Source organism: Tabrizicola sp., from assembly GCF_051645465.1.
Lineage (GTDB): Bacteria > Pseudomonadota > Alphaproteobacteria > Rhodobacterales > Rhodobacteraceae > Tabrizicola.
Genome location: NZ_JBOFBI010000114.1, coordinates 1 through 12165, shown reverse-complemented (window position 1 = coordinate 12165; position 12165 = coordinate 1). Strand labels below are relative to the sequence as shown.

The window sequence follows — 12165 nt, the reverse complement described above, 5'->3', positions numbered from 1 at the left end:
AAGCGCATTTGCTCTTTTCCAAATACTCCCGCGCGGCGCGCCCTTCTTCCGAGCCGGTTGCGCGTTCTTCACGCGCAGAGGCGAGACAAAAGGTCTTCGCGCGTCAGCGCTCAATTTGACTGGCGCGGCATTGGTGGTCGCGCTAGGGGGCGCGGATGGATCTGGTCGACACGGTGATTGAAGACACGCGGTGGGAGGCTTTCGGGCTGGCGCCCCTGGCCGAACGTGGAGGCCGCGCGGTGCTGTCGGGTCTGGGCCTGCCCGTCGCGGGGTTCCAGATCAGCCTCATGGGCTGCGACGATGCGCGGATCGCCGTCCTGAACGCCGATTTCCGGGGCAAGCCCCAACCGACCAACGTGCTGAGCTGGCCATCGGAGGAGCGGGCGGCGGAAGTTGCGGGCGATGACCCCGAGCGACCGGAGCCTGGCGCGCCCGATGACCCCGAATCCCTGGGCGACATTGCCATCGCCTGGGAGACATGCGCGCGTGAGGCAGAGGAGCAGGGAAAGCCCATGGCTGACCATGTGACGCATCTGATCGTGCATGGTGTGTTACATCTTCTGGGTTACGATCACGTTGCAGAGGAAGATGCCGCCGTGATGGAGGGGCTTGAGGTGCGGATACTTGCCAGCCTTGGGCTTTCTGACCCATATTGAACCACGCACCCGCAGGACGGGTGTTTTCTGGACAAAGGACCGATGGGAAGTAGCACCGACGGGTCACCCGCCGCGCAGGGCGCGCTGGATGGGATGACTGATGAGCCCGCCCCCGACCAAAGCCAGCGCGGCTTTTTCGGCAGGCTTCTATCCGCGTTCAGCCCGGCATCCGAAGAGGCGGCAGACCCGGCCCCGGCAGGCACGTCATCTGCGCCACAGGGCCTCCATGCGCTTCGCCGGATGCGGGTGGATGACGTGGCGATCCCCAAGGCCGAGATCGTGGCGGTTCCCCTGGGCATCGGCAAGGATGAACTGGTGGAGGTCTTCCGCGAACATGGCTTCAGCCGGGTGCCGGTCTACAAGGGTACTCTGGATCATCCGCAGGGGCTGGTGCTACTGAAGGACCTGGCGCTGCAGCACGGGTTCGGGGCGACGGGGCGGTTCAGTCTGAAACGGCTTTTGCGGCCCATCCTTTACGCACCGCCCTCGATGCCCACGGGCGTCCTTTTGCAGAAGATGCAGCGCGAGCGGGCGCATATGGCGCTGGTCATTGACGAATATGGCGGGGTCGACGGCCTGGTCACGATCGAGGACCTGATCGAGACGGTGATCGGCGAGATCGAGGACGAGCACGACGAAGACGAAGGCGCGCTCTGGAAGGAAGAGAAGCCGGGGGTGATCCTGGCGCAGTCGACTGCCCCTCTGGAAGAGATCGAGGCGGCGCTTGGCATGGCGCTGCGCACGGGCGAAGAGGATGAAGAGATCGACACGCTCGGCGGCCTCGTCTTCCTGCGTGCGGGGCGCGTGCCCGCGCGGGGCGAAGTGGTCGAGCATGAAAGCGGCATCCAGTTCGAGATCGTCGATGCCGATCCGCGCCGGATCAAGCGGCTTCGGGTGCGGGTGCCCGCTCAGGCCCAGGTGCCCGCGTGATGCATGGCTGATGGCTGGTTGGCGGGCAGGCGCCGGGGGGTGCTCGCCTTCGGGCTGGGTGCCGCTGCGGCGCTTGGCCAGGCGCCTTTGGGCTTCTGGTGGCTGACGCTTGCCGCGCTGGCCGGGCTGATCTGGCTGCTGGAGCAGGTCCCGGACCGGCGAGGCGCGTTCTGGACCGGGCTTCTGGCCGGGGCGGGGTACTTCGGGCTGGCGCTGTCGTGGATAGTCGAGCCCTTCCTGGTCGACATCGCCCGGCATGGCTGGATGGCGCCGTTTGCCGTCGTCCTTCTGGCTTTCGGCTTGGGGCTGTTCTGGGCTGGCGCTGCCGTTATGGCGCGCCTCTTTTCGGTCCGGGCGCTGGGGTTCGTGGCGGCTTTCGTGGCGCTGGAATGGCTGCGTGGAGTGATCCTGAGCGGTTTCCCCTGGGCGATGGTCGGTCACGTCTGGATCGGCACGCCTTTCGATCAACTGGCAGCCCTTGTCGGGCCTTCGGGCCTTGGTCTGCTTCTGCTTCTTGCCGCAGCCCTTCCAGTCGTTTGGCGCTGGCGGGGGGCGGTTGCATCGCTTTTGCTTCTCGCGGCGGTCGTCGGGTTCGGCCTCTGGCGGCTGGGCCAGCCGCTGCCCGAGGGGCGCGACGTTATGGTTCGTCTCGTCCAACCCAATGCCGAACAGGCGCTGAAGTGGGACGAAGCCCTGGCTGACAAACATCTCAACCGCCTTCTCGACCTGACCAGGCAAGGCACCGTAGCCGATCTGACGATCTGGCCGGAAACGGCCGTGCCCTACATGCTGGAATACGCGCCTTCGGTTGCCGAAATGATCACCTCGGCCTCGGGCGGCCGGCCGGTGGCCGTCGGCATTCAGCGTGAGGGCGAAGGGCTGTTCTTTAACAGCCTGCGGGTGCTGGAAGGTGAGGGCAGCGAGTTCGCGCGCTACGACAAGCACCATCTGGTGCCCTTTGGCGAATACATCCCGATGGGCGATCTGGCGTATCGCTGGTTCGGGATCACGGCCTTTGCCGCACAGGCGGGCAGCACCTATTCTGCGGGGCGGGGCCCCGTGATCCTGGACCTTGGCACTTTCGGCAAGGTCCTGCCGCTGATCTGTTATGAGGCGGTCTTCCCGCGACTGGTCAACGCAGCCCCAGAACGCGCCGACTGGATGCTGCAGATCACCAATGACGCCTGGTTCGGGGTCTGGACCGGACCTTTCCAGCATCTTGACCAGGCGCGGCTACGGGCGGTGGAACAGGGGCTGCCGCTGATCCGGGTGGCAAACACCGGGGTCACCGCGGTGATCGACGCACGTGGACGGGTCGTGAAGGAACTGCCGTTCGGCACGATGGCGGTGCTGGATACCGGCATCCCCGGCGCACTGCCCCCCACGCCTTATGCCCGGTTCGGTGATGGCCCTCTGGCTGTGTTGCTTGTGGGCCTCGCCCTTCTGGCCTTCTGGTCCCGGCGCAAAGCTCCCATTGACGGCCCGCCCCCTCCCGTCTAGGGAGTCGCATCTTAAGCCCCCCACAACGGCTTCCTGGCGTGGCGGGGATTCACCCAACGGAGCACGTCCCCATGAGCCGCAAAGATTACGTCTTCACTTCAGAGTCCGTCTCTGAGGGCCACCCCGACAAGGTCTGTGACCGCATCTCGGATGCCGTCCTCGATGCCTTCCTGAAGGAAGAACCAAACGCCCGTGTCGCCTGCGAGACCTTCGCCACCACCAACCGCGTGGTTGTGGGCGGGGAGGTTGGCCTTTCGTCGAAAGAGGCCACTGCCGCGATGATGAAGCGCATCGACGGCATCGTCCGCGATTGCGTCAAGGACATCGGCTACGAGCAGAAGAAGTTCCACTGGGACAAGATCAAGGTCCACAACTACATCCACGAGCAATCCGCGCATATCGCGCAGGGCGTCGACAAAGATGGCGCCGGTGACCAGGGGATCATGTTCGGCTATGCCACGCTTGAGACGCCCGAGTTCATGCCCGCGCCGATCCAGTACGCCCACGCGATCCTGCGCCGTCTGGCTGAGGTGCGGAAATCCGGAGCCGAGCCAACGCTTGGCCCCGACGCGAAAAGCCAGCTGACCCTGCGCTATGCAAACGGCAGGCCGGTCGAGGTGACGTCGATCGTGCTGTCGACCCAGCACACGTCGAAGCGGCAGACCTCCAAGGTGATCCGCAAGATCGTCGAACCCTACATCCGCGAGGTTCTGCCGGAGGGCTGGATCACCCGCAAGACCGAATGGCATGTGAACCCGACCGGGACCTTCGTGATCGGGGGCCCGGACGGGGACGCAGGCCTTACGGGGCGCAAGATCATCGTCGACACCTATGGCGGTGCGGCCCCTCACGGCGGCGGTGCCTTCTCGGGCAAGGACCCGACCAAGGTGGACCGCTCGGCAGCTTATGCGGCGCGCTACCTGGCGAAGAACGTGGTCGCCGCCGGGCTGGCCGAGCGCTGCACGCTGCAGGTCAGCTACGCGATCGGGGTGGCCAAACCGCTGTCTATCTACGTCGACACTCACGGCACCGGTCAGGTTGATGCGGCCCGGATCGAGAAGGCGGTGGCCGAGGTGATGGATCTCACCCCTCGCGGGATCCGCACGCATCTCAGCCTCAACAAGCCCGTCTACCAGCGGACGGCGGCCTACGGCCATTTCGGCCGCGCGCCGGACGCTGATGGCGGGTTCTCGTGGGAGCGAGTCGATCTGGTCGAGGCCTTGAAGAAGGCGGTGTGACCTGATCCGATTAGGAGAGGAATGCTGATGAATGGTTCGATACTGTCCTATTCCCTGAAGTTCGCCGCGAATACGGTGGTCGTCTTTGCCGTGATCGTCGGCGCGCTTTACCTGATCGACCGGTTCGCCCCCGGTCTTCTGCAGGGTGGCCTTGTCGCCGGTGCCGTGGTCGGCGCGTTGATCGGGCTGGTGCTGGTGCCTGTGGTGTCGGTTGCGAAGGCCTTCTATCTGGCCGAAAAGCGCCATGTCGGCGGGATGGAGGGCATCGTGATGTCGATCATCTTCGCCGTTCTGACTCTGGTGATCGTGGCCGCTGGCGCTGCGGTGGCGAACCGGCTGATGACGGGCAATCCGCTTGGCGTGGCGAACTTGACTGATCTGACGGCGGACCCCGGGGCGCTTGCCGCTCTGGGTGGCGGTGCTTTCGTGGCGCTTGTCGTCGTCTACCGGCTGTTCCTCTGGGCTGGTATCCGGGGCGAGATGGTGCGCGCCGCCAAGGGTTGATCCCCAGCGGTGCAAAAGCGGTGAAACACGAATGGCGGATGATCCGGACCCCCGGTCGGAGCGGCGGAACTTCTATGGCCGCATCCGGGGCAAGACCTTGCGGGCGAGCCAGAAAGACTATCTGGCCGAGGACCTTGGCCCACTGAGCCTTCGGGGCGTCAGCCGTGAGGATAACCCGGCGCGCACGCCGCTTGACCTGGGCTTTGCCGGTGGGCGGCCCCTCTGGCTGGAGGTCGGTTTCGGCGGCGGCGAGCATCTGGTGCATATGGCGGCGCTGAACCCGGAGGTGACGCTGATCGGGGCCGAGCCGTTCGTGAACGGGATCGCGATGCTTCTGGGCAAGATCCGAGGCGCGGGGGTTGCGAACCTCTGGCTCCATCCCGGCGACGTTCGCGACCTCTTCGATGTGCTGCCGGACGGGTGCTTGTCGAAGGTCTTCCTGAACTACCCCGACCCCTGGCCCAAGGCCCGCCACCACCGCCGCCGTTTCGTGACGCCGGGCTACCTGCTGGCCCTCGCCCGGATCACCGCACCCGGGGCCGAGTTCAGGGTGGCGACCGATATCCCGGACTATGTTCGCCAGACGCTTGAAGAAGTGCCCGCCGCAGGGTTCGAGCTTTTGCAGCAGGCCGGGCCTGGCGAGGCGTGGGATGACTGGCTTTCGACCCGCTACGAACAGAAGGCCCTGCGCGAGGGCCGGGTGCCGCATTACCTGACGTTCCGGCGGCGTTAAGAGCAGATGAGTATTTGGAAAAGAGCAGCACAAACGATTTGCTCTTTTCCAAATACTCCCCCCGGAGGGTCCGCCGGCTCCGCCCGAGCGGACGGTTCAAGTGATGGACCCCGCCAAAGGCTTGCGCTATCAGGCCTCTCGAACGTGAGGGAGAGACCGATGTCCGGCCATGGCGACGCGCAACCGATGAAATCCCGGAAGTCGGGGCCTCTGAAGGGCGTGGCCTCGGTGCCGGGGGACAAGTCGATCTCGCACCGCTCGCTGATCTTTGGGGCGATGGCGGTGGGGGAGACGAAGATCTCGGGGCTCCTGGAAGGGCAGGACGTGCTGGATACGGCATCGGCGATGCGGGCCTTCGGGGCGACGGTAACCCGGCACGGCGAGGGCGCGTGGACCGTGAATGGCGTGGGGGTCGGCGGGTTCCGGGAACCCTCGGATGTGATCGACTGCGGGAACTCGGGGACGGGTGTGCGGTTGATCATGGGGACGATGGCGACGACGCCGATCACGGCGACCTTTACCGGGGATGCTTCGCTTCGGAAGCGGCCGATGGGGCGGGTGACCGATCCTTTGGCGTTGTTCGGCGCGCGGGCCTACGGGCGGCAGGGGGGGCGGTTGCCGATGACGATTGTCGGGGCCACGAACCCGGTGCCGGTGAGGTATGCGCTGCCGGTGGCTTCGGCGCAGGTGAAGTCGGCGGTTTTGCTGGCGGGGTTGAATGCTCCGGGTGAGACGGTGGTGATCGAGAAGGAACCCACGCGGGATCATTCGGAGCGGATGCTCTTGGGGTTCGGGGCGAAGCTGTCGGTGGAGCGCGACGGAAATCAGGGCCACGTCATCACCCTGACCGGCCAGCCGGAGCTGCGGCCCCAGACGGTGGCGGTGCCGCGCGATCCGTCCTCGGCGGCGTTTCCGGTTTGCGCGGCCTTGATCGTCGAGGGGTCGGACATTCTGGTGCCGGGGGTTTCCCAGAACCTGACGCGGAACGGGCTTTATCTGACGTTGGTCGAGATGGGGGCGGAGATTGAGTTTCAGAACCCGCGTGAGGAGGGGGGCGAGCCGGTGGCGGACCTGCGGGTCCGGTTCTCGGGCGACATGAAGGGGATCGAGGTGCCGCCGGAGCGGGCTCCTTCGATGATCGATGAGTATCCGATCCTGTCGGTGGTGGCGTCCTTTGCGACCGGTAAGACGGTGATGCGGGGGGTGAAGGAGCTGCGGGTCAAGGAGAGCGACCGGATCGACGCGATGGCGCGGGGGCTGGAGGCTTGCGGGGTCCGGATCGAGGAGGATGAGGACACGCTGATCGTCCACGGCATGGGGCCGGGAGGGGTGCCGGGTGGGGCCACCTGCGCCACCCACATCGACCACCGGATCGCGATGTCGTTCCTGGTACTGGGGCTGGCTTCGAAGGCCTCGGTTGGGGTCGATGACGGGTCGCCGATCCAGACCTCGTTCCCGATTTTCGAGGGGCTGATGCGGGGCCTTGGGGCCGAGATCGAGCGGGGGTGAGGGGCGCGTAACTCAGCGTTACGGGTGGGGGCCGCAAGGGATTCCAAGGGGTTACGGGGGAGGCGTTAGGGGGTTGTTAAGGTTTGCCTGCTTAAGTCTGGGGCTCGCCCAAGGACATTCGCGCCCAGCGTTCTAGGTGCATCCCGTGTTCTTCGCTCTGACATCGGCTCGGCGCGGGCCTTCGCTGCAGGTCAAAGGACATCGACGGGTTGTAGGACACCTTGGCGTCGGCTCGATTACTGCGCTGGGGAACGAGATGCTGCAGGGGTGGTGGGTTGGCGACCACCCCATGTCTCAGCGCTAGGGCGGTGGGAAAACATGACGCGATGTAAGGTAATGCACACTACAGCTTGTCGATGGCTTTGGGCACATTGGCGGCCAATTCAACCGGAGCGTCTTCCCTATGAACTTTATATCTACGGCCAGTTCCTTCGCCTTGCTACTCGCACTTGTCAGCGGACCTGCGCTGGCCGAGGACGGGGTGCCTAACGAAATCTTCGTTGGACAGGTGTTCGTTCAGGGTGGGCAAGTCTTGGAGGCGAGGGAGGACAGCTCCCGAATGGCCCCGATTGGCGATGACCCGACTGGGTCTTTCGTGACCTTGCGACCGGAACCTTTCACGCTCGTCCTTAACTCTGCGCTATGCGAGCCCTCGGAGTTTACCGCGATGATCAAGGTCTACAAAGGCGAGGACGCCAGTCGGGTCCGCGACCTTATCGCCGACGAAAAACGGCGCACCGGTTTCGAGGACGGCACGGACGACTTCGACGCTCAGGAAGATATCCTGAACACCCTTTTCGGTCCAGATTCTGGTCTGCCCCGTAACGGTGACCAAGCTGTTCTGACGTCAGTCTCAGTCCCGGCAGGCGAGTGGCTCTATAACCTGTTTACCCCGGATCGTTTTGCGAGCCTAGACAGCCAAACTGCGACGATCGAGGTCAGCGGAATCAAACATGGTGGAGTGGACTTGATGGTTCCTGGGGGGAGTGTCGCCCTTCTGATCACCACATTCGGCGGCTGCAATGCTGACTCGGCACTGCCAGCTAGAATTCTGGTGATTGATTTCGCTGAGGGGTGATCTGTCCGTCCGCTCGACGCGATGGGGCCCTTAGGGGTCGAGATCGAGCGGGGGTGAGGGGCGCGTAACTCAGCGTTACGGGTGGGGCCCACACGGGATTTCAAGGGGTTACGGGGGAGGCGTTAGGGGGGTGTTAAGGTTTGCCCCTTAAGTTTTGGGCTTGTCTGAGAGCATTGGCCCCGCGGTCATTCGTTGGACTCGGTCAAGGTGCCTTGCGTGATCAGCCGGGCACTGTGCTGGCCGGTGAGGTAGGTCCAGAGCCAACTGAACGCCACGGCGGTGCGGCTGCGTGTTCCGATGAGAAAGAAGATATGGGCAAGTCCCCAGACCCACCAGGCAAGCTTGCCGCGAAGGCGCAGCCGCCCCATGTGGACCACCGCAGCGCCCTTGCCGATCGTTGCCAGATTGCCCTGATGCCGATATCGGAACGCGGCGGGCGCTGGCTTGCCGGTCAGGCGGGTGCGGATCACCTTGGCGACGTAGGCGCCTTGCTGTTTGGCTGCGGGCGCGATCCCCGGCACGGGGTGTCCATCGGGGCCTTTGACTGTGGCAGTGTCGCCGATGACAAAGATGCCGGCATGGCCCGGCAGCGTCAGGTCGGGCTGGACCTCGACCCGCCCGGCGCGGTCGCCCTTGGCCCCCAGCCATGTGGCGGCGGGAGAGGCGGCGACCCCCGCCGCCCAGACGGCGGTACGGCAGGGAATGAAGGTCTCGCCGATGCGCAGGCCTTCGGCAGTGCAGTCGGTGACTGGCTTACCAAGCAAAAGCTCGACGCCGCGGCGCCTTAGCGCCTCTGCGGCATAGGTCGAAAGGTCCTCGGGGAATGCCGCAAGGACGCGGGGGCCTGCCTCGATCAGCATGACGCGGGCCTGTCGCGTGTCGATCCTGCGGAAGTCGCGCCAGAGCGTGTGCCTGGCGAGTTCGGCGATGATCCCGGCAAGTTCAACGCCCGTCGGCCCCGCGCCGATCACGCCGAAGGACAGAAACGCCTGGCGTTTGGCGGGATCGGTCTCGCGCTCGGCCTGTTCAAAGGCCATGAGCAGGCGGCGGCGGATCGTCGTCGCATCCTCCAGCGTCTTGAGGCCGGGGGCCGTCGCTTCCCATTCATCGTGGCCAAAATAGGCGTGCCTCGCGCCGGTGGCCACGACCAGGGTGTCAAAGCCGATGCTTGCCCCGTCTGCGAGCTCTACCTGTCGGTTGGTGACATCCACGCCGCAGACGCGGGCCAGGAGAGTGGTCACATCCGGGCGGTCGCGGAAAAGGCTGCGGATCGGCCAGGCGATCTCGGACGTGGCAAGGATCGTGGTTGCGACCTGGTAGAGAAGTGGCTGGAAGAGGTGATGGTTGCGCTGGTCGATCACGGTGATCCTGACGCCCGACTTCCGCAAGCTTTGGACAAGCTGCAGCCCTGCGAAGCCGGCGCCGATCACCACGACATGGTGGCGGGGGTCGTCTTCGGTTGGGGAATTTGGAAGGTCGGCAGATTGGGCGACGGCCCGGTCGAAGGACATCACGCGTTCCCTTTCATGCCTGCTCGCAATCGGTCACGGTCTGCGGTTCTATAGGTTTTCCTCCCCGCCGGGGCAAGGTGGGGGCACCTGCGCGACCGCCGTCGACCATCGGGACGCGTGGGCTTGGGGCCGAGATTGAGCGGGGGTGAGGGGATTGGGCACGGTGCCCATCCTGGGGGCCGCGAGGGATTCCCAGGGGTTAGGCGGGGGGCGTTAGGGGGGTGTTAAGGTTTGGGGGGTGGGACGTTGGGCCGGGGTTCCGGATGCTTCCTTTGGCCTTCGTGGTGGGTTTGGCGCTGTGGAACTTGCGGTGTCGGTCGTCGGTGGTGGGGGAGGATGGTGCGTGAAATCACGCACCCTACGGCTCGCTCAAGACGTCGTGATCATGCACTTGACCCCTTCACCTCCCGTTCCAACGCCTCCCGGATCAACCGCTGATACGGTATCCCTCTCTGCGCGGCCCGTGCCTTTAGGGCATCCATCAGCGCCTCTGGCAACCGCATGTTGATGCGGGCGGATTTGGGGAGGGCTTCCCAGTTCAGGGGTTTGAACTGGGAGAAATCGAGATCGGAGAGGTCTTGTTCCAGGAAGGCCTCGGCTTCCTCATCGGTCGTCATGACCGGGACGCGTTTGGGTTTAGATGCCATGACGTTGAGCCTCTTTCCGATGCATGTAGCGGGCGCTGATGGGGCGGAGGCGGCCGTCCCGCCAGCAGAACGCGATGAAGACTGGGCGACCCGTCGCCGTCCGGGACAGCGCGATGAAGCGCTGTTCGGTCAGTGAGTGGGCCGGGTCGGCGGCATAACGCGCCCCGTGTGAGAGGGCGTATTCGATTTCGACCCTGGTCAGGCCGTGCTTTGCGCATTTGGCGGTGTTGCCGTTGTCCCAGTCGAAGTGCATAGAACGTATGTACGTTTGTGTGTACGAGTCAAGGGGTTGAGGCTCCTTGATGGATGGAATTGGTTAACGGGTGGTTATTGGGCGGGGGCGGAGTCTGGGTCAGCCGCCGGGAGCCCCCCACCCCTACCCCTCCCCACGAGGGGGAGGGAGGCCTGGTGTCGGCGGTGGTCTGGGCAGTGCGGCGTCGGGGTGGTGCGCTTTGGCGCACCCTACCAATCAGCCGCAGGGTCCGGCTTTGCTTCCGGCGAAGAAGAACGTCTCGACCCTATCCATCAGGTCCCGGCGCGACAGGAGGGGCATGTGGCCGTCTTCGGGGAGGACGCAGACCGGGGCGTCGAGGCGGGCGGCCAGGCGTTGGACCTGGGGCAGGGGGAAGACCGGGTCGTTTTCGCCGTGGAAGAAGGTGATTTCGGCCTTCGTGGCCAGCGCATTGGGTGACAGGGTCCAGAGGAGGAGGCTGCCGGATTGCGACCTCCCGCGGCCTCCGCCTGGGGTGTTGATCGTGCCGCGGAAGGCGCGGCGGAGCTCTTCTGCGAGGGCGCGCTTTTCGGGGGATTTGCGCCAGCCGGAGCCGAGGAAGAGGGTGATGAAGTATTCCTCCCACACGAGGGTCGGGTTCAGGCTGCCGATCGCGATGGCCGATCCGGCGACCTGCAGGCCGCCGCGGACGGTTGCGAGGGCGGCGCCGGGGAAGGGGGTGGCGCTGGAGATGGCGGCCACTTTCACACGTTCGCTGTTGTCGATCAGACCTGCGGCCTCGATGGCGATGGCGGCGCCGGTGGAGTAGCCGAGGAGGTTGATCCGGGCATCCGGGTAGCGGTTGGCGTAGTCGGCGACCCACTCGGCGGAGCGCATGAGTTTCAGGCGCGGCGAGAGCGGCTCACCGGCCATTCCGGGCAGGCGGTATTCGACGACGAGGTTGCCGTCCTGCGTCCAGTCGTTTGCCGGGCCGAAGATATTGGCGGTCGTCAGCGCGCCGGGGAGGAGGAAGGTGATCTGCTGGGGGTGGCTTTTGGTGGCCGTGGTGTAAAGCGGTGGCTTGGCAGTCTCGGCCGGCTTTCCGCAGGCCGAGAGTGCAGCGAAGAGAGCCACCAGGGTCGCCCGGAGGCGGGCTCTCACCTCGCGAACCGCTTGTACTTCACGCGCTTCGGTTCCAGCGCGTCGGGGCCGAGGCGGCGGACCTTGTCTTCCTCGTAGGCCTGGAAGTTGCCCTCGAACCATTCGACATGCGCGTCGCCTTCGAAGGCGAGGATGTGGGTGCAGAGGCGGTCGAGGAAGAAGCGGTCGTGGCTGATGATGATGGCGCAGCCGGCGAAGTCTTCGATGGCGGCCTCTAGCGCCTGCAGGGTTTCGACGTCGAGGTCGTTGGTCGGCTCGTCGAGGAGAAGGACGTTGCCGCCGGATTTCAGGAGCTTGGCCATGTGGACGCGGTTGCGTTCGCCGCCGGAGAGGAGGCCGACCTTCTTTTGCTGGTCGGTGCCCTTGAAGTTGAAGGCGCCGGTGTAGACGCGGGAGTTCATCTGCATGTCGCCAAGGTGGATGACCTCGGCCCCGCCGGAGATTTCCTCCCACACGTTCTTGTTGGGGTCGAGGGCGTCGCGGGACT

Annotated in this window: 13 protein-coding genes and 1 riboswitch; of the genes, 8 read left to right on the top strand and 5 right to left on the bottom strand. The window is 65.3% G+C overall.

The window, feature by feature from the left end; genetic code table 11:
* Positions 1–155 precede the first annotated feature (155 nt).
* The 8 genes from ybeY to ACRCSW_RS06930 all read left to right on the top strand — a co-directional run bounded on the left by ybeY (position 156) and on the right by ACRCSW_RS06930 (position 8148).
* Positions 156–656, top strand: a complete 501-nt coding sequence (gene ybeY, locus ACRCSW_RS06965) for an rRNA maturation RNase YbeY (RefSeq protein ID WP_438703738.1) — start codon at positions 156–158, stop codon at positions 654–656.
* Between the two features lie 42 nt (positions 657–698).
* Entirely contained in the window at positions 699–1586 is an 888-nt protein-coding gene (locus ACRCSW_RS06960) for a transporter associated domain-containing protein (protein ID WP_438703736.1), read from the top strand.
* 3 nt (positions 1587–1589) lie between these two features.
* Positions 1590–3086 carry an apolipoprotein N-acyltransferase gene (gene lnt, locus ACRCSW_RS06955; protein WP_438703735.1) on the top strand — a complete coding sequence of 499 codons (1497 nt, stop codon included), beginning with the start codon at positions 1590–1592 and terminating at the stop codon, positions 3084–3086.
* A 14-nt stretch (positions 3087–3100) separates the two neighbouring features.
* A riboswitch (SAM-SAH riboswitch) is annotated at positions 3101–3150 on the top strand.
* A gap of 7 nt (positions 3151–3157) precedes the next feature.
* Entirely contained in the window at positions 3158–4324 is a 1167-nt protein-coding gene (metK, locus tag ACRCSW_RS06950; protein ID WP_438703733.1) for a methionine adenosyltransferase, read from the top strand.
* 27 nt (positions 4325–4351) lie between these two features.
* A complete protein-coding gene (locus ACRCSW_RS06945; RefSeq protein WP_438703732.1) occupies positions 4352–4828 on the top strand; it encodes a hypothetical protein in 477 nt (158 codons plus the stop codon).
* Positions 4829–4859: 31 nt separating this feature from the next.
* Entirely contained in the window at positions 4860–5561 is a 702-nt protein-coding gene (gene trmB / locus ACRCSW_RS06940) for a tRNA (guanine(46)-N(7))-methyltransferase TrmB (protein WP_438703730.1), read from the top strand.
* A gap of 159 nt (positions 5562–5720) precedes the next feature.
* The gene (gene aroA, locus ACRCSW_RS06935; protein ID WP_438703728.1) at positions 5721–7070 is read left to right on the top strand and encodes a 3-phosphoshikimate 1-carboxyvinyltransferase; all 1350 of its coding nucleotides are present in this window, start codon (positions 5721–5723) and stop codon (positions 7068–7070) included.
* A gap of 667 nt (positions 7071–7737) precedes the next feature.
* Positions 7738–8148 (top strand): hypothetical protein, encoded by a 411-nt coding sequence (locus tag ACRCSW_RS06930; RefSeq protein WP_438703726.1) that lies wholly within the window; start codon positions 7738–7740, stop codon positions 8146–8148.
* Between the two features lie 185 nt (positions 8149–8333).
* Here ACRCSW_RS06930 and ACRCSW_RS06925 read toward each other — a convergent pair whose 3' ends face one another.
* The 5 genes from ACRCSW_RS06925 to ACRCSW_RS06905 form a co-directional block, all read right to left on the bottom strand.
* On the bottom strand, positions 8334–9659 hold the full coding sequence (locus tag ACRCSW_RS06925; protein ID WP_438703724.1) for an NAD(P)/FAD-dependent oxidoreductase: 1326 nt from the start codon (positions 9657–9659) through the stop codon (positions 8334–8336).
* A 383-nt stretch (positions 9660–10042) separates the two neighbouring features.
* Positions 10043–10306, bottom strand: a complete 264-nt coding sequence (locus tag ACRCSW_RS06920; protein ID WP_438703722.1) for a CopG family antitoxin — start codon at positions 10304–10306, stop codon at positions 10043–10045.
* Positions 10296–10559, bottom strand: a complete 264-nt coding sequence (locus tag ACRCSW_RS06915; protein WP_438703721.1) for a BrnT family toxin — start codon at positions 10557–10559, stop codon at positions 10296–10298. The genes ACRCSW_RS06920 and ACRCSW_RS06915 overlap by 11 nt, the downstream gene beginning before the upstream one ends.
* Before the next feature lie 216 nt (positions 10560–10775).
* The gene (locus ACRCSW_RS06910) at positions 10776–11651 is read right to left on the bottom strand and encodes an alpha/beta fold hydrolase (RefSeq protein ID WP_438703719.1); all 876 of its coding nucleotides are present in this window, start codon (positions 11649–11651) and stop codon (positions 10776–10778) included.
* Positions 11652–11674: 23 nt separating this feature from the next.
* Positions 11675–12165: ATP-binding cassette domain-containing protein (locus ACRCSW_RS06905; RefSeq protein WP_438703717.1), on the bottom strand; the 491-nt coding region annotated here is incomplete at its 5' end.

Bases quoted from the DNA above. Each gene is read 5' to 3' on its own strand.
- ACRCSW_RS06925 (WP_438703724.1), bottom strand. From the start codon at position 9,659: ATGTCCTTCGACCGGGCCGTCGCCCAATCTGCCGACCTTCCAAATTCC.
- ACRCSW_RS06945 (WP_438703732.1), top strand. From the start codon at position 4,352: ATGAATGGTTCGATACTGTCCTATTCCCTGAAGTTCGCCGCGAATACG.
- trmB (WP_438703730.1), top strand. From the start codon at position 4,860: ATGGCGGATGATCCGGACCCCCGGTCGGAGCGGCGGAACTTCTATGGC.
- aroA (WP_438703728.1), top strand. From the start codon at position 5,721: ATGTCCGGCCATGGCGACGCGCAACCGATGAAATCCCGGAAGTCGGGG.
- ACRCSW_RS06915 (WP_438703721.1), bottom strand. From the start codon at position 10,559: ATGCACTTCGACTGGGACAACGGCAACACCGCCAAATGCGCAAAGCAC.
- ACRCSW_RS06920 (WP_438703722.1), bottom strand. From the start codon at position 10,306: ATGGCATCTAAACCCAAACGCGTCCCGGTCATGACGACCGATGAGGAA.
- metK (WP_438703733.1), top strand. From the start codon at position 3,158: ATGAGCCGCAAAGATTACGTCTTCACTTCAGAGTCCGTCTCTGAGGGC.
- ACRCSW_RS06960 (WP_438703736.1), top strand. From the start codon at position 699: ATGGGAAGTAGCACCGACGGGTCACCCGCCGCGCAGGGCGCGCTGGAT.
- lnt (WP_438703735.1), top strand. From the start codon at position 1,590: ATGGCTGATGGCTGGTTGGCGGGCAGGCGCCGGGGGGTGCTCGCCTTC.
- ybeY (WP_438703738.1), top strand. From the start codon at position 156: ATGGATCTGGTCGACACGGTGATTGAAGACACGCGGTGGGAGGCTTTC.
- ACRCSW_RS06930 (WP_438703726.1), top strand. From the start codon at position 7,738: ATGATCAAGGTCTACAAAGGCGAGGACGCCAGTCGGGTCCGCGACCTT.